This window comes from Actinocorallia aurea, from assembly GCF_054783995.1.
Genome location: NZ_BAAGPQ010000023.1, coordinates 26,856 through 45,371 on the forward strand (window position 1 = coordinate 26,856; position 18,516 = coordinate 45,371).

14 protein-coding genes are annotated in these 18,516 nt (G+C 71.7%); 6 read left to right on the forward strand and 8 right to left on the reverse strand.

Annotation, left to right across the window (positions count from 1 at the left end; genetic code table 11):
• Nucleotides 1-285: 285 nt before the first annotated feature.
• Nucleotides 286-498: a hypothetical protein gene (locus tag ACYVOM_RS26410; protein ID WP_460306201.1), complete on the forward strand. Its 213-nt coding sequence runs from the start codon at nucleotides 286-288 to the stop codon at nucleotides 496-498.
• 1,092 nt (nucleotides 499-1,590) lie between these two features.
• Here the strand turns inward: ACYVOM_RS26410 and ACYVOM_RS26415 are convergent.
• From ACYVOM_RS26415 to ACYVOM_RS26435, 5 genes are all read right to left on the reverse strand, one after another.
• Complete coding sequence (locus tag ACYVOM_RS26415) at nucleotides 1,591-2,490, reverse strand: NUDIX hydrolase (RefSeq protein ID WP_460306202.1); 900 nt, start codon at nucleotides 2,488-2,490, stop codon at nucleotides 1,591-1,593.
• Nucleotides 2,480-4,564, reverse strand: coding sequence for an RNA degradosome polyphosphate kinase (locus ACYVOM_RS26420; RefSeq protein ID WP_460306203.1), 2,085 nt, complete (start codon nucleotides 4,562-4,564; stop codon nucleotides 2,480-2,482). Before ACYVOM_RS26420 ends, ACYVOM_RS26415 begins: the two co-directional genes overlap by 11 nt.
• 61 nt (nucleotides 4,565-4,625) lie before the next feature.
• Nucleotides 4,626-5,588: an adenylate/guanylate cyclase domain-containing protein gene (locus ACYVOM_RS26425; protein ID WP_460306204.1), complete on the reverse strand. Its 963-nt coding sequence runs from the start codon at nucleotides 5,586-5,588 to the stop codon at nucleotides 4,626-4,628.
• A 70-nt stretch (nucleotides 5,589-5,658) separates the two neighbouring features.
• Nucleotides 5,659-6,537, reverse strand: coding sequence for a biotin--[acetyl-CoA-carboxylase] ligase (locus ACYVOM_RS26430; protein ID WP_460306205.1), 879 nt, complete (start codon nucleotides 6,535-6,537; stop codon nucleotides 5,659-5,661).
• 222 nt (nucleotides 6,538-6,759) lie between these two features.
• Nucleotides 6,760-7,143 (reverse strand): winged helix-turn-helix transcriptional regulator, encoded by a 384-nt coding sequence (locus tag ACYVOM_RS26435; protein WP_460306206.1) that lies wholly within the window; start codon nucleotides 7,141-7,143, stop codon nucleotides 6,760-6,762.
• Nucleotides 7,144-7,235: 92 nt separating this feature from the next.
• On the opposite strand from ACYVOM_RS26435, the gene ACYVOM_RS26440 reads away from it, so the two are divergent.
• Nucleotides 7,236-7,880 (forward strand): NADPH-dependent F420 reductase, encoded by a 645-nt coding sequence (locus ACYVOM_RS26440; RefSeq protein ID WP_460306207.1) that lies wholly within the window; start codon nucleotides 7,236-7,238, stop codon nucleotides 7,878-7,880.
• A 226-nt stretch (nucleotides 7,881-8,106) separates the two neighbouring features.
• Here the strand turns inward: ACYVOM_RS26440 and ACYVOM_RS26445 are convergent, their stop codons facing one another.
• Nucleotides 8,107-10,755, reverse strand: a complete 2,649-nt coding sequence (locus ACYVOM_RS26445; RefSeq protein ID WP_460306208.1) for a phosphoenolpyruvate carboxylase — start codon at nucleotides 10,753-10,755, stop codon at nucleotides 8,107-8,109.
• A gap of 152 nt (nucleotides 10,756-10,907) precedes the next feature.
• Between ACYVOM_RS26445 and ACYVOM_RS26450 the strand changes: the two genes are divergently transcribed.
• The 4 genes from ACYVOM_RS26450 (at nucleotide 10,908) to ACYVOM_RS26465 (ending at nucleotide 15,154) form a co-directional block, all read left to right on the forward strand.
• The gene (locus ACYVOM_RS26450; protein WP_460306209.1) at nucleotides 10,908-12,500 is read left to right on the forward strand and encodes an acyl-CoA carboxylase subunit beta; all 1,593 of its coding nucleotides are present in this window, start codon (nucleotides 10,908-10,910) and stop codon (nucleotides 12,498-12,500) included.
• A 30-nt stretch (nucleotides 12,501-12,530) separates the two neighbouring features.
• Nucleotides 12,531-12,740: an acyl-CoA carboxylase subunit epsilon gene (locus ACYVOM_RS26455; protein WP_460306210.1), complete on the forward strand. Its 210-nt coding sequence runs from the start codon at nucleotides 12,531-12,533 to the stop codon at nucleotides 12,738-12,740.
• 165 nt (nucleotides 12,741-12,905) lie between these two features.
• On the forward strand, nucleotides 12,906-13,985 hold the full coding sequence (locus ACYVOM_RS26460; protein ID WP_460306211.1) for an NYN domain-containing protein: 1,080 nt from the start codon (nucleotides 12,906-12,908) through the stop codon (nucleotides 13,983-13,985).
• A gap of 71 nt (nucleotides 13,986-14,056) precedes the next feature.
• The gene (locus ACYVOM_RS26465) at nucleotides 14,057-15,154 is read left to right on the forward strand and encodes a YncE family protein (RefSeq protein WP_460306212.1); all 1,098 of its coding nucleotides are present in this window, start codon (nucleotides 14,057-14,059) and stop codon (nucleotides 15,152-15,154) included.
• 20 nt (nucleotides 15,155-15,174) lie between these two features.
• Here the strand turns inward: ACYVOM_RS26465 and ACYVOM_RS26470 are convergent, their stop codons facing one another.
• Nucleotides 15,175-18,018 carry a hypothetical protein gene (locus tag ACYVOM_RS26470; protein WP_460306213.1) on the reverse strand — a complete coding sequence of 948 codons (2,844 nt, stop codon included), beginning with the start codon at nucleotides 18,016-18,018 and terminating at the stop codon, nucleotides 15,175-15,177.
• Nucleotides 18,019-18,068: 50 nt separating this feature from the next.
• Nucleotides 18,069-18,509, reverse strand: coding sequence for a TadE/TadG family type IV pilus assembly protein (locus ACYVOM_RS26475; RefSeq protein ID WP_460306214.1), 441 nt, complete (start codon nucleotides 18,507-18,509; stop codon nucleotides 18,069-18,071).
• Nucleotides 18,510-18,516 lie beyond the last annotated feature (7 nt).

Consider the following 18,516-nt stretch of genomic DNA (forward strand, 5'->3'; position numbering starts at 1 on the left):
GCGGAACCCCATCCATAGACCCGGTAACGTCGAGTACCGCGCGATACTCCCAGAGCGGTTGGCGCATCGTCAAGAGTCGTTTGTCGCCGGCGATCGCGATGCGGGTGACTCCTGCAGATCACTCGGAAATAGATGACTTGGCAGAATTCTCTATGTGACGTGTATCACATTGACGCTTCAGTGTAACGAATCCAGGATGTTGATCTATATCGGGGTAGATGGCTTAGCGAAGGGAAGCTAATGCGTATCATCACCAAATGGGCCGACAGTCTCTTGGCAGCGGTCGTGCCCAAGTCGCACGCCGAGGCGACTGGCAACTGCACGGAGTACGGCTGGGAGTGGAACGGCTACTGCAACGGAGCGTGGCCGCGAAAGGTGTATTACAAGTACATCGTGGACTGCACGGGCGGTTACATCAAGTCCCAGACCTCGACCGGCACCTTCTGCTGCAACACCATTTCCAGCCAGTGCACCGGAGACCCCTGCCCCAGCTGCTGATCCGCGGACGATCTTCAGATCCCTCGTCCGCAACATCTAGGCCCTGGTCAAACAGTATGTTGACCAGGGCCTTCCCGTGCAACCTTGACGCTCACCGCCGAGACCAACACGAGAAACGCGACAATGCCACCCGCGGTATAGGCGGTCAGGCAGGCCGCCTTCACCAGCGGTGCCGCGGCGGCACGGCCCGCCTTTCGCACGTCCGAAAACATCGCGGCCTCGGTCCGAATCCGATCACGGAATTGCGCCGCACACCTCCGCTCGCCACCTGGCTCCGCAGGTAAACGTTCTCCTCCTTCTTCCGATGAGTGGAGTTCCGGTGCCTACACCATCGAAACGAAGACAAGAACTGGTGCTCATGCCCGGTCAAGAGGTGATCGCCCGGATCGAAGGGGCGGACCGACTCCGGTTCACATGACTCAAGGCCGACAGGACCGATCGCCACATGCCGACCGCGATACTGTCCTTCGAGAACGGATATGCTGGCCTCGGCCACTTCGGCCAATGGTTTACCGACCTCGACGCGTCACCGGAGCTCGCGGTTCCTCAGCTCCGCCACGATCGAGACCGAAGCCGCGGCAATCGAAGCAGTCTCCCTAATCTGGAGCGATCCGTCACCGTCGCCGATCTGCGCCGGTCGTTCCCCGAGGCCGTGAGCATCTGGTGGGGCAAGGCCACCGGCGTGTGGCAGGCGCTCGTCCACGTCGACGGGCGTGATGCGTGGGCCACCGGGGAGACCCTCGACCGGCTCGGACACGCGCTGTGGACGCTGCTGCGGAGCCGCCCCAGGGTCGGCGCTCCGCCTCGGGCGGCTGCGGGCGGTCGGCCCGTCGCGTCGGCGGCCACCGTGCCAGCTCGGCCGGAATCCCGCGTGCGCAGCACTCCCGCCGAGCCGGAATCCCACGGTGCACCGGTTCCGCGCACGGGCGAGCCCGCCTCCCCCGTCGCCGACGACCACCGGGCGCGCCGTCTTGGGCTTCTCGTCCGGCTCACCGGCCGCGGTGCGGCCGGAAGCGTCATGCGGCTCCTGCGGAGGGGCACCGTGGACTCGGGACCTGCCCTTCGACGAGCGGACACGCGAAGCGCCACCGGTCAGGGCAGGTGCGGGGTGTGGTGTTCGGTCGCCTGCGGGGAGTGGGCGGCGTCCATGTGGAACACCCAGAAGGCCGACTTGCGCAGCGTGGCGGGCTCCGGCCGCACCCCCGGGAGCGCGCCGATCAGGGCGGGGAGGGTCTCGCCGTGGGCGCACAGCAGGAGGCCGTCGGGGCTGTCGGCGACGAGGGCGGCGAAGCGCTCGGCCGGGTCGGCGCAGCTCGCGGCGTGCACGGTGAAGGCCGGCTCGGTGGTGACGGGCAGGGCGCGCGCGGCGGCGTAGTCCAGGACCGTCTCGACGCAGCGGGCCGCGCCCGAGGAGACGATGCGGCCGGGGGCGTAGGCGGCCAGCATGGTGGTGAGGGCGGTGGACTCCCAGCGGCCCCGGGCGTCCAGGGGGCGCAAAAGGTCGCTGCCGTGCCAGAAGCGCTTCTCGCCCGCCCAGGCGTGCCGCAGCACGATGACGGGACGGGTGTGCCGGGGGCGGGAGACGAACTCGCGCAGCAGGGACGCGTCGTGCTCGTGGGTGAGCAGCCCGAACGCGACGGGGACGGGCGCCCACAGCAGCTCGTCCACCTCGTGGTCCGGCCTGAAGACGGCTTCGGCGGCCACCTCCGCGGCCCAGTAGTCGACCCGTTTGGCGCGGCCGTTCACCGTGTAGTGGGCCGAGGCGAGGGGCGCGCCGAGCCGGGCCGTCACTCCCGTCTCCTCGGCGACCTCCCGGACGGCGGTCCGCAGGAGGTGCTCGTGCTGCTTGGCCTTGCCCTTGGGGAAGCTCCAGTCGTCGTACCGGGGGCGGTGGACCAGGGCGACCTCCAGGCCTCCGCGGTCCTCCCGCCACAGCACCGCGCCCGCCGCGCGGACCGCCGACGCCGTCCGGACGGCCGGGTCAGCCGCCATCCACGGTCCTCCAGCGCCTGCTCCGCATGAGGCTGGTCTGGATGTCGGTGGCCGGGTTGTCGGGGGCGCCCTTGTACCGGGTCCAGTCTCCGTTTCCTTCCAGCCGCCAGGACGCGGTGCCGTCGTCCATGCCCTTGGCGAGGAAGCGGATCAGCTCGTCGCGGTGGCCTGGGTCGTTGACGCGGACCATCGCCTCGACGCGGCGGTCGAGGTTGCGGTGCATGAGGTCGGCGCTGCCGAACCACAGCTCGGGGTTGCCGCCGCACTCGAAGGCGAAGACGCGCGAGTGCTCCAGGAAGCGGCCGAGGACGCTGTGCACCCGGATGTTGTCCGAAAGGCCCGGCACGCCGGGGCGCAGCGCGCAGATGCCGCGCACCCACACGTCCACCGGCACACCCGCCTGGGACGCCCGGTAGAGCGCGTCGATCACCACCTCGTCCACCACGCTGTTGCACTTGAACCTGATGTGCGCAGGACGGCCCGCCCGGTGGTGCCCGATCTCCCGCTCGATCCGCAGGACGAGCCCGCTGCGCAGCGTGTTCGGCGCGACGAGGAGCTGGCGGTAGCTGACCTTGCGCGAGTAGCCGGTCAGGTGGTTGAACAGCTCGGTGACGTCCTCGGCGACCTCCGGGTCGGCGGTGAGCAGGCCGAGGTCCTCATACAGCCGCGCGGTCTTCGGGTGGTAGTTGCCCGTGCCGATGTGGCAGTACCGGCGCAGGCTCCCGTCGGGCTCCTGCCGGACGACCAGGGCGAGCTTGCAGTGCGTCTTCAGGCCGACGAAGCCGTAGACGACGTGGCAGCCGGCCTGCTCCAGCTTGCGCGCCCACTCGATGTTCGCCGACTCGTCGAACCTCGCCTTGATCTCCACGATGACCACGACCTGCTTGCCCTGGTCGGCGGCGCTGATGAGCGCGTCGACGATGGGCGAGTCGCCGGACGTCCGGTAGAGGGTCTGCTTGATCGCCAGGACCCGGGGGTCGTCGGCGGCCTCCTCGATGAGCCGCTGGACGCTCGTGGTGAAGGAGTCGTAGGGGTGGTGCACGATCACGTCGCGCTCGCGCAGCGCGGAGAAGATGGTGCCCTCGCTGGGCAGCGCCGCCTTGGACGGCACGAACGTCGGGTACTTCAGCTCGGAGCGGTCCAGATCGGCGATGACACTGAGGCCGCCGAGGTCGAGCGGGCCGGGGACCCGGTAGACCTGCCGTTCGCTGACGCCGAGCTCCTCGGTGAGCAGGTCAAGGACCTCGGCGGAGATGTTCTCCTCCACCTCCAGCCGGACGGGCGGGCCGAAGCGGCGCCGCAGGAGCTCCTTCTCCAGGGCCTGCAGGAGGTCCTCGGTGATGTCCTCGTCGACTTCGAGGTCCTGGTTGCGGGTGACGCGGAAGGCGTGCCGCTCGACGATCTCCATCCCGTTGAACAGCTGCGTCAGGTGCGCCGCGATCACGTCCTCCAGGGGCGTGAACCTGTCTGGGGAGGCCTCCAGGAGGCGCGGAAGGACCTCGGGCACCTTGACGCGGGCGAACAGCCGGGCCTCGGTCTCGGGGTCGCGGACGACCACGGCGAGGTTCAGGGAGAGGCCCGAGATGTAGGGGAACGGGTGCGCGGAGTCGACGACGAGGGGGGTGAGCACCGGGTAGATCCGCTCGCGGAACATCCGGCTCAGGTTCTCGCGCTCGGTGTCCGCAAGCTCGTCCCAGCGCAGGATCTCGATGCCCTGCTTGGCGAGGGCGGGCAGGATGTCGCCGCGGAACAGGGCGGCGTGCCGCAGCATCAGCTCGTGCGCGACGACGGCGGTGCGCTCCAGGACCTCGCGGGGCTGCCTGCCCGAGGCCGAGCGCACGGCGAGGCCGGTGGCCATGCGGCGCATGAGGCCCGCGACACGGACCATGAAGAACTCGTCGAGGTTGGTGGCGAAGATGGACAGGAACCTGACGCGTTCCAGCAGCGGGAGGTCGGGGTCCTCGGCGAGTTCCAGGACGCGCTGGTTGAACCTCAGCCAGCTCTCTTCGCGATCCAGGAACCTGTCTTCGGGAAGATAGTCACCGTGAGGGATTTGTCCTGGATTCGCAGCCATGATGATGAATCATCCCCCTTGAAGGTGAACGGATAACAAACTCCGTATGTCCTCAAGTTTGTCATCGCGGTGTGGACCTGCGCACCACGTATGGCTGGATGATCCCCAGGCCACGCACCGGTCTACGCACGATCCGGACCAATTCATAGGAAGAATCTCCCTGGAGCTCCTTCGCCAGCCCCTCGTCGGCGACGAGCGAGCCCGGCCGCGCGATCGAGGTGAGCCGGGACGCGAGGTTCACCGTGGTCCCGAAGATGTCGCCCATGAGCGGCAGGACCGGCCCGTAGGCCATGCCGACCCGGACGTCGGGCACCTCGGTCTCGCGCTGGACCGCCTCGGAGATGTCGATGCCGATCTCCACGCCGGTCGCCGCCGAATCCGCCGCATAGAGGACCTCGTCGCCCAGTGTCTTGATCAACCGGGCGCCGTGGGCGGCGACGATGTCGGCCGCGGTCGTCTCGAACCGCTCGACGACCCTGCCCAGCTCGAACTCGTTCAGCTCCTTGCTCATCGCGGTGAACGACACCATGTCGGCGAACCCGACCGCGACCGACCGGGCCGTCTCGTCGCCGTCCTCCGACATCGACGCCAGGGCCCGCGCCCCCGCCGCGGCGAGCTGACGGCGCCAGGCGTGCAGCAGCAGCGGTTCGAGATGGCCGAGGAACTGCTCGTTCAGGATCGACGAGTCGAGGCCCGCCCCGCGCAGAAGGCCGCTCTGCCACTCGGCGAGCCGCGCCATCGTCTGGCCGAACGCGCGGGCCTGCCCGAGGACCAGCTCCTCCGTGCGGTCGCCGAGGCTCCCCCGCTCCAGCAGGCCCTTGATCCGCCGCAGCGCGTTCAGATCGCCCTCGGTGAAGGCCGGGACGCCGTCGCCGGGGCTCGCGAAGCCGAACGAGCGCCACAGCCGCTCGGTGAACTCGGCCGGCACGCCTGTCTCACGGACGGCGTCCTCGCGCGTGAACTTCAGTTCACCGCCGAGCAGGAGCTCTTCGAGCTCCCGCACCTCCCGCTCTTGCCCGGACATTTCCCCGTCACTCCCCGATCTCGCGGCTGATCAGCCCCAATGCGACGAACAGGCTATGTGATGGCGGTCACTAGTGTCCCGCGGGTCTCGGATTCCGGACGTGGACCACATCGCCCGCGCTGTACGGGCGGTCCCCTTGGGCGGTCTCCACGACGAGCCTGCCCTCGGCGTCGACGTCCTTGGCGCGGCCCGTCTCGGCGGTCCCGCCGGGCAGCTCGATGCGGATGTCGCGGCCCAGGGTGACGCAGAGGTCCCGGTAGGCGGCGCGCAGGCCGCTGCCGTCGGGGTCGCCGTCGGCGGCCCTCCACTCGGTGAAGCGCAGGGCGAGTTCGCGCAGGATCGCCTTCAGCACGGTCTCCCGGTCGGTGACGGCGGCGTCCTCCAGCAGCAGGGACGTCGCGGTCGGCACGGGCAGTTCCTCGGCCCGCAGCGACACGTTCAGCCCGACCCCGACGACGACCGCGTCATCGGCCTTCTCGGCGAGGATCCCGGCCAGCTTCCGATCGCCGACCAGCACGTCGTTCGGCCACTTCAGGCCCGCCTCGACGAGCGTCTCGCCGGTGGCCTCGCCCGTCTCCCCGCCCAGCGCCCGCGCGGTCACCGACCGCACGGCCGTCGCCACGGCCACCCCGGTGAGCAGCGGAATCCACCCGATCCGCGCGGCGGGCACCCGCGCCCCGGGCCGCAGCACGACCGAGAACATCAGCCCGGACCGCGGCGGCGCCGCCCACCCCCGCCCGAGCCTGCCCCGCCCCGCGCTCTGTACCTCCGCCACCACCGCGACGCCCTCACGCGCGCCCTCCCGCGCCAGCTCCGCCGCGTCGGCATTGGTCGACCCGGTCTCTTCAAGCACCCGGATCTCCCGCCAGAACGAGCCTTCCCGGGCCAACGCCCGGTTCAGCGCCCGCTCGCTGAGCGGCGGCCGGTCAAGATCGGAGTAGACACCCATAGCCCCATCCAACCTCACCCGCCGAAGCTGCGCAGTGTCGGCCACGTCTCATCGAGTGACGCGGACCGCATCGTCCGGCACGACCGGCGCCCTCCCCGGACCGGCGAGCGCGATCATGACCGTGCGCGGTCCGATCGGGCGGGCGAGTGTCGTGCGGGCCGACGGCCTACCGCCGGGACGAACGCCCGGACCGCCGGTAGGCCCGAACCCTTGTTCGTGCAATCAACCGGCCGCCGCCCGGTCACCGATGCGGGGGGCGTGGCGCTCCTGGGCGGCGAGGATCTGATCGGCGTGCTCGATCGACCACTGGCCGAGGGCGGCCAGCGGTCCGTCGGCGAGGCCGCGGCCCAGCTCGGACAGCTGATACGCCACGGAGCGGTCGGCCGGTGTGGCGATCCGCGTGATCAGGCCGTTGGCGTGCAGACGGTGCAGCGCCTGGGTCAGGACCTTGTCGCTGATTCCCGCGATGCCGTCCAGAAGGTCCATCCTGCGGCGTCCGCCCGCGCGCAGCGCCATCAGCACCACCGGGTCCCAGGTGTGCGCGATCAGGTCGGCGGCCAGGCGCACCGCGCAGTCGGCGGCGAAGGGCGGGCAGTCGTCGTTCACGCGTCCCTTCCTACCCGATCCGGGCCTACCGATCGGTAGGCCCGGGGTTCCTAACGTGGCGGGGCATCAGGCCTTCGAGGAATGGAGAGCACGTGCGTATCGGAATTCTGGGCACCGGCGGAATGGCCTCGGCGCTGGCGGAGGCGTGGACGCGCAGCGGACACCGCGTCCTGGTCGGCGGCCGTTCGCAGGACAAGGCTCAGGCGATCGCCGAGCGGCTCGGCGACGCAGTCGAGGCGGTCGCCCCCGCCCGGGTGGCCAGGGCGAGCGATGCCGTGGTCGTGGCGGTGACGTGGGAGGGGATCGACCAGGTGCTCGCGCTCGCAGAGGCCGACACGGGGTCATTGGCGGGCAAGGCCGTGATCGACTGCACCAACGCGGTCGACTACGCCTCCGGCCTGCTCAAGCCGACCACGGGGTCGGCGGTCCAGCACATCGCCGAGCGAGCCGTGGGCAGCCGCGTGGTCAAGGCGCTGCACCTGTTCGCGGGGACGGGCTGGCTGGCGCCGACGCCGCCCGGGCAGCCGAAGCGGACCGTGGCGATGTGCGGCGACGACCCCGAGGCGCTCGACCTCGCCGCCGAGCTGATCCGCGACCTCGGCGGCGTCCCCGCCGTGCTCGGCGGCCTCGACCATGCCCGCCAACTGGAGGATGTGGCCGGCTTCGTCATGCGCCTGGTCGCCGCAGGGCACGACCCCGCCACCGCCGTCCCCACCGTCCCTTCACCTCAGAACTGACCCGCCCCCGCCCCACCCGCTCCACAGCCCGACACGTGCCCTCACGCCCCAGGCACAACCCGCGCGGGGTCGTTTCCAGGGAGCGCCGAGGGCGCGGCCGGTCACGTGATCGGGCACCCCTGGGCTGCCCCGTAGGCCCCCCAGGACCCGAGGGGCAGCCCAGGGCGCGAAAGCGCCCGATCACCGCCAGACCGCAGCCCTAGGACCGGAGGTCTGGCCGGCGAACTCAGCCCGTGTTCTGGAGGCCGGCGGCCACGCCGTTGACGGTGAGGAGGAGGAGGTTTTCGAGGCGGGTGAGGTCGGCTTCAGCGGCTTCGCCGGAGCGGAGGGTCTTCAAGGCCCTGAGTTGGAGGTAGCTGAGGGCGTCCACGTAGGGGTTGCGGAGTTCGACGGCTCGGGAGAGGACCTTGCGGTTCTCCAGGAGGCGGCGGTGGCCGGTGACGCGCTTCACCAGCTCCAGGGTGCGGTCGTATTCGGAGATGACGGTTTCGGCGAGGTCGTCCCGGCCGCCCAGGGCCAGGTAGCGGACGGCGATGGCCCGGTCGGTCTTGGCGAGGGACATCTCGGCGTTGTCGATCATCGCGTTGAACAGGGGCCAGGAGGCGTAGGCCTCGCGGAGGTCGGGGTCGTCGGCGACGGCGGCGAGGCCGGAGCCGAGGCCGTACCAGGCCGGGAGGTTGACGCGGGTCTGGGTCCAGGCGAAGACCCACGGGATCGCGCGGAGGTCGTCCAGGGACGAGGCGCCGGTGCGGCGGGCCGGACGGGATCCGATGCGCAGCTCGCCGATCTCGGCGAGCGGCGACACCCGGGAGAACCACTCGGCGAAGCCCTCGGTCTCGACGAGGCCGCGGAACGCCTTGTGGGCGGCGTCGCTGATCCGGTCGGCCAGCGGCCGGAACCGGGCGGCGGCCTCGGAGACGGTCCGCTCGACCTCCGGGGTGGAGGCCAGCAGGATCGCGTTGGTGACCTGCTCGACGTGCCGCTTGGCGAGGTCGGCGTGGCCGTACCTGGCGAAGATGACCTCGCCCTGCTCGGTGACCTTGAACCTGCCGTCGACGGAGCCGGGCGGCTGGGCGAGGATCGCGCGGTTCACCGGGCCGCCGCCGCGGCCGAGCGAGCCGCCGCGGCCGTGGAAGAGGGTGAGGGTGATGTTGTTGTCCTCCGCCCAGCGGGCGAGGGCCTCCTGCGTGTCGTACAGGAGCAGGGTGGCGCTGGCCGGGCCCATGTCCTTGGCCGAGTCGGAGTAGCCGAGCATGACCTCCAGCCGCCGCCCGGTCTGGCCGAGCCGCCGCTGGACGGGCACGAGCCGGATCGCCTCGGTGAGCACGGACACGGCGCGCTGGAGGTCGTCGCCGGTCTCGAAGAGCGGGACGACGTCGAGGGTCGGGGCCGCGTCGCCGAGGGACTCGGCGAGTTCGTAGACGGCGGCGATGTCGGCGGCCGAACGGGAGAACGACACGATGTAGCGGGAGCAGGCCTCCACGCCGAACCGCTTCTGCGCCCAGGCCATGACGCGCAGGGTGTCGAGGACCTCTTCGGTCTCGGCCGACAGCGCGCCGCCCTTGCGGACCTCGGACAGGGCCCGCTCGTGCACCGCGGAGTGCTGGCGGATCTCCAGTTCGGCGAGGTGGAAGCCGAACGTCTCGACCTGCCAGATGAGGTGCTGGAGCTCGCCGTAGGCCTGGCGGGGCGCGCCGACCTCGGCGAGGGAGTCCTGGATGAGGACGAGGTCGTCGAGGAGCTGCTCGGGGCCCTGGTAGCCGAGGTCGGCGTTGCGCTCCCGGGTGGCCTTGATCCGTTCGGCCGCGTACAGCAGGTACTGCCGGTGCGGCTCGCCCGGGGAGCGGGCGGCGAGTTCGGCGAGGACCTCGGGCTGGGCGGTGCGCGCCGCGGCGATGGCGTTGCGCAGGGCGGCCGACGCGGGCGTGGTGCTCTGGTTGACGGTGAGCTGCCGGCCGATGCGGGTGGCGGCGTTCTCCAGCGCGATGAGGATGTGCTTCGACTGGATCTTCAGCGCCTGCCGGGTGATCTGCGCGGTGACGTAGGGGTTGCCGTCGCGGTCGCCGCCGATCCAGCTCCCGTAGCGGACGTAGGCGGGCGCGAGGGGCGGTTCGGCTCCCGCGGTGTCGAGTTCGTCGACGCCTTCCCGGCCCTGGTCCTTGAGGATGATGTCGAGCGAGCGGTAGATCGACGGGACGACCCGGAAGATCGTCTCGTCGAACGTGGCGAGGGCGACGCGGACCTCGTCGAGCGGGTCCATCGCCTGGTGGCGGCGCTGGGCGGTGCGCCACAGGAGGTCGATCTCCTCGCGCAGGCGGCGGCGCAGGTCGGTCTTCTCGCTGTGGCCGCGCGCCGGGCTGTTGTACTCGTGCAGGAGGCCGCTCACCCGGGTCAGGGAGGTGACGACGGCGCGGCGGCGCGCCTCGGTCGGGTGGGCGGTGAACACCGGGCGGAACTCCAGGCCCGCGACGGCCTCGATCGGGTCTTCCAGTTCGGCGACGGCTGCCTTGACGGAGCTGCGCTGCGGCGCGCCGCCCTCGACGTCGCGTTCGCGCAGGGTGCGGATGCGGTGGTGCTCTTCGGCGAGGTTCGCGAGGTGGAAGTAGACGGAGAAGGCGCGGGCGACGAGTTCGGCGCGCTCCAGCGGCCATTCCCCGACGAAGGAGACGATCTCCTCACCCGCCCTCTCCCGCTGGGCGGGCTCACCCTTCCGGGCGGAGATGACGGCGTGGCGCAGCCTTTCGACGTCGTCGAGGAGGCCCTGGCCGCCGTACTCGACGAGCACATGGCCGAGCAGGGCGCCCAGCAGCCGGACGTCCGCGCGCAGTTCGTCGGGCAGGTCCACTCTGATCTGGGAAGCAAGATTCTCGGTCACGTTCCGCATCCTACAGAGGAATCTATTGGTCTATACCAATGGGTTTCTCCCGAATCACCGGAACGGGTCCCGACGCCGCACCGAGCGGGGTTCGGGCCGGGCGCATACCCCGGTGCAACGGGTTTGACAAGTGACTGGTTACTCTTTCGCCCATGGCGATGGAAGCGGTTGAACCCCCGGTCGAAAAGATCGACATCCACACCACGGCGGGAAAAATCGCCGACCTTGAGCGACGCCGGTACGAAGCCGTGCACGCCGGGTCGGCCGCCGCGGTGGAGAAGCAGCACGCTAAGGGCAAGATGACCGCCCGCGAGCGGATCGACGCCCTGCTCGACGAGGGCTCCTTCGTGGAGTTCGACGAGTTCGCGCGGCACCGCTCGACGATGTTCGGGCTGGAGAAGAAGCGCCCCTACAGCGACGGCGTGGTCATCGGCTACGGCACGGTCGACGGCCGTCAGGTGTGCGTGTTCTCCCAGGACGTCATGGCCTTCGGCGGCTCCCTGGGCGAGGTCTACGGCGAGAAGATCGTCAAGATGCTCGACATGGCGCTGAACACCGGCTGCCCGATCATCGGCATCAACGAGGGCGGCGGCGCGCGCATCCAGGAGGGCGTCGTGGCGCTCGGCCTGTACGCCGAGATCTTCAAGCGGAACGTGCACGCCAGCGGCGTCATCCCGCAGATCTCGCTGATCATGGGCGCGACGGCCGGCGGCCACGTGTACTCCCCCGCGCTCACCGACTTCGTCGTCATGGTCGACCAGACCTCGCACATGTTCATCACCGGCCCCGACGTCATCAAGACGGTCACGGGCGAGGAGGTGACGTTCGAGGAGCTGGGCGGCGCGCACACGCACAACGCCAAGTCGGGCGTGTCGCACTACATGGCCTCCGACGAGACCGACGCGATCGACTACGTCAAGGCGCTGCTGTCCTACCTGCCCTCGAACAACATGTCCGAGGCGCCGGAGTTCGAGCCCGCGGCCGAGCTGGACGCCGTCGATGAGCTCGACACGATCATCCCGGACTCGGCGAACCAGCCCTACGACATGAAGACGATCATCGAGTCGGTCGTGGACGATGGGGACTTCCTTGAGGTCCAGCCGCTGTTCGCGCCGAACATCGTCGTCGGCTACGCCCGCGTCGACGGCCGCAGCGTCGGCATCGTGGCCAACCAGCCGATGCAGTTCGCCGGCTGCCTCGACATCGACGCCTCCGAGAAGGCCGCCCGGTTCATCCGGACCTGCGACGCCTTCAACGTGCCCGTCCTGACCTTCGTGGACGTGCCCGGCTTCCTGCCCGGCACCGACCAGGAATACAACGGCATCATCCGCCGCGGCGCGAAGCTGCTGTACGCCTACGCCGAGGCCACGGTCCCGCTGATCACGGTCATCACCCGCAAGGCCTACGGCGGCGCCTACGACGTCATGGGCTCCAAGCACCTGGGCGCGGACGTGAACCTGGCGTGGCCGACCGCGCAGATCGCGGTCATGGGCGCGCAGGGCGCGGTGAACATCCTCTACCGCCGCGAACTCGCCGCCGCCGACGACCCCGACGGCCGCCGCGCCGAACTGGTCACCGAGTACGAGGACACGCTGGCCAACCCCTACATCGCCGCCGAGCGCGGTTATGTGGACGCGGTCATCAAGCCGTCCGAGACGCGCATCCACGTCATCAAGGCGCTGCGCGCGCTGCGCGAGAAGCGCAAGACGCTGCCGCCGAAGAAGCACGGCAACATCCCGCTGTAACGGCAGCCTGAGGAACGCAAGGGACGATTCATGAGTGAACGACCGTTTCTTCAGGTCATCAAGGGCGACGCCACTCCGGAGGAGGTGGCCGCGCTGATCGCGGTCGTCTCCGCCCGGTCGGCGGCCCCCGCCGCGGCGCCCGCGCGGCGCGCGTCGGTGTGGACGGACCGGGCGCGCCTGGTCCGCGGGCCGGTCCGGCCCGGCCCCGGCGCGTGGCGGGCGAGCGCGCTGCCGCGCTGAGCCTTCGCGGGGGCCCGCCCCTCAGGGTGCGGGCGCCCCCGCCGGCCGACCGAACGCGGGCGGGGTCCGCGCAGGACCCGGCTGCGGTTCCGCCGTGCCCGCACTCGAAAAGGCGGTGGCAAGTCGCTCCTCGGAAAGGCTCCGTGCCTTTAAGGTGGGGTTCCCATGGCTGCCTCCGAGTTTCTCCCGCAACCTGCCCGCTATGCCGTTTTTGTCGATGCGGGTTATCTTTACGCTGCTTCTGGGGCGCTTCTTCTTGAGGCCTCCTCCCGGCGCGAGTACCGGGTCTTCGCGGAAAAGCTCATCAAGGCGCTCACCGCGCACGCCGACGAACGCATCAACGGCGAACTGCTGCGGCTCTACTGGTTCGACGCCGCCCCCCGCAAGCAGCCGACGGTCGAGCAGCGCGTCATCGCCAACCTCCCGCTGGTGAAACTGCGGCTGGGCAACCTCAACGCCCAGGGCCAGCAGAAGGGCGTCGACGCCCAACTGCGCGCCGACCTCGAATCCCTCGCCCGGCACCGGGCCATCACCGACGCCGTCCTGCTCGCCGGGGACGAGGACATGCTCCCTGCCGTCGAGGCCGCGCAGAGCTACGGGGTTCGCGTCCACCTGTGGGGCGTGGAGCCCACCCACGGTTCCAACCAGGCCGAATGGCTCGTCTGGGAGTCCGACACCGTCGAGGTGCTGCCCGCCGACTTCGTGCGGCCCTACTTCGCGCGCGCCGGCGTCATCCCCGGCGGGGAGGCCGCCGCGCCCGCCGTCGCCGCGTCCACCAGCCGGCCCGCGGTGCCGTCGCCGTCGCAGGTGTTCGCGGGCAAGGTCGCGCCGCCGCCGCCCGTGCGGCCGCCGCTGCCGTCCACCGCCGCCGCGGCCGTCGGCTCGGCCGGGCGCCCCCTGGAGGGAAAGCTCGAGGGCAAGTTCGAGGCCAAACCGCTGGAGAGCAGGGCGCTGGAGAGCAGGCCGGCGGAGAGCAAGCTCGGCCCCGACCGGGGGGCCATGCTCGAAGTGGGCGAGCACGTCGCGCAGAAGTGGGTGTTCGAGCGGGGCCGCGACAACATCCGCGACCTGCTGCCCGGCCCGATCCTGCCGCCCGTCATCGACAAGGAGCTGCTCATCGACGCCGAGAAGATCCTCGGCAGGTCGCTGCGGCCCTACCAGGAGGCGCGGACCTGGCTCCGCGACGGCTTCTGGGAGCGCATCTACCGCGAGTTCGGCATCGGTGTGGGAACCTCGGACTCCTGACGGGCCTTGAGCGTCCCATGGGAGCGCAAAGCCGCGAACACGGGCGGTGACCGCGGCGATAGCCTCGGCCGGTGCGCTTTCACCAGGCGGCGGCCCTCGCGCTCACCGCGACCGCGCTGAGCGGCTGCGGCGCGGTGCCGCTCGCCCCCGCCGGACGGCCGGGCGGCGCGTTCGTCGTCCTCGGCGCCGCCGCGCCCTACCTGCCCGGCGGGCCGCCCGTATCCGGGGTGAAGGGAGCCGGGGTGAAGGGATCCGAGCCCGCCGACGTGTACGCGGCCACCCGTCCCGGCAAGACGACCGGGGCCCTCGGATCGCTGCCCGCCCGGCTGTTCCTGCCCTACGGGCGGACGGTCACCGTGCTGGCGCAGCGCGACCTCGCCCGGGTGCGCCGGATCAGGCTCGCCGCGCCCGTCGTCCGGATCGTCCCGTCCTGGGATCTGCGGACGCTGTGGGCGTTCGGGCCGCACGCGCTGGTGCGGCTGGACCCGCGCACGCTGCGGGCCGGCCCCGTCCGGCCCCTCGACGACGCCCGCGACCTCGTCTTCACACCCGACGGCAGCACCGCGCTGCTGCTCACCGGCAGGCGGCTGGAGTTCCGCGACCCGGCCACGATGGCACTGCGCCGGGCGCTGCGGATGCCGTGCGTGCCGACCGCCGCCGCCGACTTCACCGCGAGCGGGGAGCGCCTGGTCACCGCGTGCGGCGCCACCCTGCTCTTCATCGACTGGCGGACCGGCATGTCCGGCACGTCCGACCTCTCGGACGCGCCCACCCGGCTGCTGCTCTCCCCCGACGGGGCCCGGTTCTACGGCGCGTCGCCCTCCGGCCTGCTCGTGCTGGACGCCAGGGCCCTCCGGGAGACCTCGCGCCTTCGGCTCGACCACGGCGTCACCAGCCTCGTGCCGGGCAGGTCGGCCCGGGTCGTCTACGCGGCGGGCCCCGGCGGCGTCACCGCCGTCGGCCCCGCGGGCACCCTTGAGCGCCGCGTCGCCGTCCCGGCCCGGACCACCCTCTGCGCGGTCTCCTCCGACGGCCGGACCCTCTGGCTGCGCGCCCCCGGCGGCCTCACCCGCCTGGGCGCCCACCCCCGCACCGCTCCCGTCGCCAACACCGGGCTCACCCTCTACCCCCAACCCGGCCGCTACAGCGTCGGCGCCCAGCTTCGCTGACCCCTCCCGAGGTCAGGAGGTCAGGCGCCGCGGGCGTGGAGCCGGGGGGAGAGCTCGTCGATGAGGGCCTCGGTCTCGGGGTGGAGCTGGTCGAGGTCGGAGCGGCCGCGGATCTCGTTGAGGGCGGCGCGCAGGGCGGCCGGATCGCCGGTGGCCTCGGTCGCGCGCAGGAGGTCGCGCCAGAGGAGCTCGTCGTCGGGGGCGAAGCGCATGCCCGCGCGGGCCGCGCCGACCGCGGCGTGCGGGTCCCGCTCGGCCATGCGGATCTCGGCGAGGCGGTGCGCGGCGTCCACGACGCGCGCGGTCGTCTCGTACTCCAGCGGGTCGGCCGCCAGCCACGAGTAGCGGCCGCGCGGACGCGGCGCGAGCAGCCGCCCCCTGATGAGTTCGAGCGCGTGCGACAGGTAGGCGGCCTCCGCCGCGGGCTCGGCCGCCGAACGCCACAGCAGGTACTGGAACTGCTGGAGGTCCACCGCGACCTCCGAGCCGAGCCGGAGCCTTCCCCGCTCGTCGGTGTAGAGGTTGGCGCGGCCCCGCGAGTCGCGGCCCAGCCAGTCCGCGGCCATCGCCACGGTCGCGTCCCGGACCCCGGCGGTCACCCCGCGCGGCCAGACCGCGCCGCTCAGGACCGTCGGGTGGACGCCGCCGGGATGGGCGGCGAGGTAGACGAGCACCTCGGTGCAGATGTCGCGTCGGGTGTCCTGCATCGGGCCAGGGGCGCGCACCCCGATCCCGCCGAGGAACCGGATCTCCGCGGTCGGCTCGGACGCGGGCGGGTGCTCGACCGTCAGGTCCGGGAGGCTGACGCCGTCCTTGCGGCCCGCGGTGCGCATGAGCGAGGCGACCGCCTTGTACTGGGCCTCGGGAATGCGCTGCGCCTCCACCTGGAAGCCGAGGACGCCCGCGTCGAGCGTGCCCTCCTCGTCGATCGTCCAGCTCCAGGTCGCGCCCTCGACATGGCCCGCGACGACGTAGCCCGCCGACAGGCGCTGCGCGGTGCGGGCGAGCCCGGTCAGCCTGGCGGCGTCGGCCTTCGACGGCTGGTCGGCCATCACCAGGTAGTGCGGCATCCACGCCTCGCCCGACACGCCGCGGCAGCGGCCGGTGAGCACCGAGTCGGTCCCGGACGCCGCCAGCGCCCGGCGCACCTCGGCGGTCTGCGACTCCAGCTCCGGCAGCGCCTCGGCCAGTGTCGTGACGCACCGGATCCGGTCGGGCGCGAGCTCGGCGAGCTCCGGGCCGAACCCGACGAGGGTCAGCCGCATGTGGTCGGCCCAGGTGCTCGTGGCCAGTTCCACCGCGATCGCCGCGAGCGCCGCCTTGCGCTGCTCGGGCGGGCCGTCGAGGGCGATGACGCCGTTCGCGGCCTCCAGGTCGGCCAGCACCCTGCCGTTCCTGCCGACACCGAGCGAGATCATGCCGGGGTAGGGCGCGAGCACGTCGGCGAGGTCCTTGACCGACAGCGCGGTGAGCCGCGCGGTGTGCAGCCGCCACACCTGGCCGCCGTCGTGCGCCGTCCACGGCTCGGGCGGGTTCGGGTCGGCGGGCGCGATCCACAGGTCCATCGACTCCGCGCCCAGGTGCAGCCCGTAGACCGTCGGCAGCGAGCGGCCCTGCGCGGCGAGCGCCCGGGAGAGCGTGCGCAGCCCGAGGTCGAGGACCCGGATGCCCTCGGTGTCGGCGCCCAGGCGCAGCGCCTGCTCGACGCGGGCCTCCGCGCCCTCCGGCCGCACGATCGCCTTGCCCGACTCCCGGGCGAGGACCTGCGCCCGCCGCCTGCGGCCGAGCGCGGTCAGCACCCCGGCCGCCAGCAGCGACGTGCCGGCCAGTGCCTCCGGCCACGGGAACGGCGCCTCGGCCGTCCGCGCGGGCGGCGACTCGACGGGCGTGCCGGGCTCCCCGTGCACGGTGCCCGCCTCCTCCGGCCGGGCCGGCGCCTCCTGCTGGGGGCTCTGCTGCTGGGGACTCTGCTGCTGGGGACTCTGCTGATGCGGGGCCTGCTGGTGGGGGCTCTGCTGATGCGGGACCTTGGGCTCCGGCGCCTGCTGCGGGGCCTGCTGCTGCGGGGTCTGCTGCTGCGGGGCGACCGAGGGCTTGTCCGGGCGCGCCGGGGAGCCCTGGTCGGGGACGGCGTGGCCGTGCTGGAAGTAGTCGCGCAGCTCGGTCTTGGGGATGATCAGCGTGTCGCGGGCGTCGGCGGGCATCTCCATCACCCAGCCGGGCCGGATCAGGCTGGCCTCGCGCAGCTTCGAGCCGTCGGGCTGGATGTGGCCCTTGTTCAGCTCGAAGATCTCCTTGTAGCGGCGGCCGTCGCCCAGGCACTTCTCGGCGATCTCCCACAGGCTCTCGTGGTGGCGGCCGTGCGGCGGCTGCACCTTGTAGATCTTGGTGGTGGTGCCGTCCGCCTCGTCGGGCGACTGCGCGGCCATCAGCCGCACCCCGTCGGCGCCGACCGGGGCCTCGCGCACGGACGGGGCCGCGGCGACCGGGGGCCGGTGCGGCTCCGTCTGGACCGCGGTGAACGCCGGCATGATCGCCGTCGTCGCGGTGAACAGCAGCAGCACCGCCACGACGAGCTTGTGCACCACGGCCTGGGTCGGCCCGGCCAGCGGCACCCGCGCGGGCACCCCCACCCCGCGCAGCCCCGCCTGGAGCTCCACCAGAAGGCACACCACGAGCTGGAACCAGGCGAGCCAGACGAACACCGTGACGAACCCGAGCACGGTGTCGACGTCGAGTTGCTGGGTGAGCAGCGTGAGGTCCAGCGGACCCTTCAGCGGCGCACCCACGAACGTCACCAGCGCATAGGGAACACCCGCCACGAGCGCCCCGAGCACCACCAGCGACAGCAGTCCGACCAGCACATCGCCCGCGCTCCGCCGGGCCTTCGCCGGTTGCCGTCTTCCTACCACTGCTAAGCCCCGTCCTCCGGATGCGCCGTCGCGGTCACGTCGATGTCAAAGCCGCCCGGGCGCACCAGGCCGAGGAACACCGGGTCCACCACGGTGGCCACATCGCAGGTGACCTCCTGCTCGTTCGCGTCGCAGGCCACCGTGTAGTCGCCCGGAAAGCGCCCGCCGAACGCCGTCGCGGTCTGCCCGGCCGCACCGGCGTCCAGCACTATCTCACCAGTCTCGCGCAAGGTCTCGACGTCGATCTCGTCGGCGCCCGCGCGGGCCGCCTGCTCGGCGATGTCCAGGGCCCGCTCGCGGGCGTGGATCGCCATGCCGCCGTCCAGCAGCAGGCCCGCGAAGAGGATGACCGACGGTGTGAACAGCACGGTGAACATGCTGAACGTGCCCCGGTCCCGCCGACCGCGCGACAGAGCCGCGCGGCGTCCTTCACAGCGCTTCATGGCAGAC

Bases quoted from the DNA above. Each gene is read 5' to 3' on its own strand.
- ACYVOM_RS26415 (WP_460306202.1), bottom strand. From the start codon at position 2,490: ATGGCGGCTGACCCGGCCGTCCGGACGGCGTCGGCGGTCCGCGCGGCG.
- ACYVOM_RS26420 (WP_460306203.1), bottom strand. From the start codon at position 4,564: ATGGCTGCGAATCCAGGACAAATCCCTCACGGTGACTATCTTCCCGAA.
- ACYVOM_RS26425 (WP_460306204.1), bottom strand. From the start codon at position 5,588: ATGTCCGGGCAAGAGCGGGAGGTGCGGGAGCTCGAAGAGCTCCTGCTC.
- ACYVOM_RS26430 (WP_460306205.1), bottom strand. From the start codon at position 6,537: ATGGGTGTCTACTCCGATCTTGACCGGCCGCCGCTCAGCGAGCGGGCG.
- ACYVOM_RS26450 (WP_460306209.1), top strand. From the start codon at position 10,908: ATGGCGATGGAAGCGGTTGAACCCCCGGTCGAAAAGATCGACATCCAC.
- ACYVOM_RS26455 (WP_460306210.1), top strand. From the start codon at position 12,531: ATGAGTGAACGACCGTTTCTTCAGGTCATCAAGGGCGACGCCACTCCG.
- ACYVOM_RS26460 (WP_460306211.1), top strand. From the start codon at position 12,906: ATGGCTGCCTCCGAGTTTCTCCCGCAACCTGCCCGCTATGCCGTTTTT.
- ACYVOM_RS26475 (WP_460306214.1), bottom strand. From the start codon at position 18,509: ATGAAGCGCTGTGAAGGACGCCGCGCGGCTCTGTCGCGCGGTCGGCGG.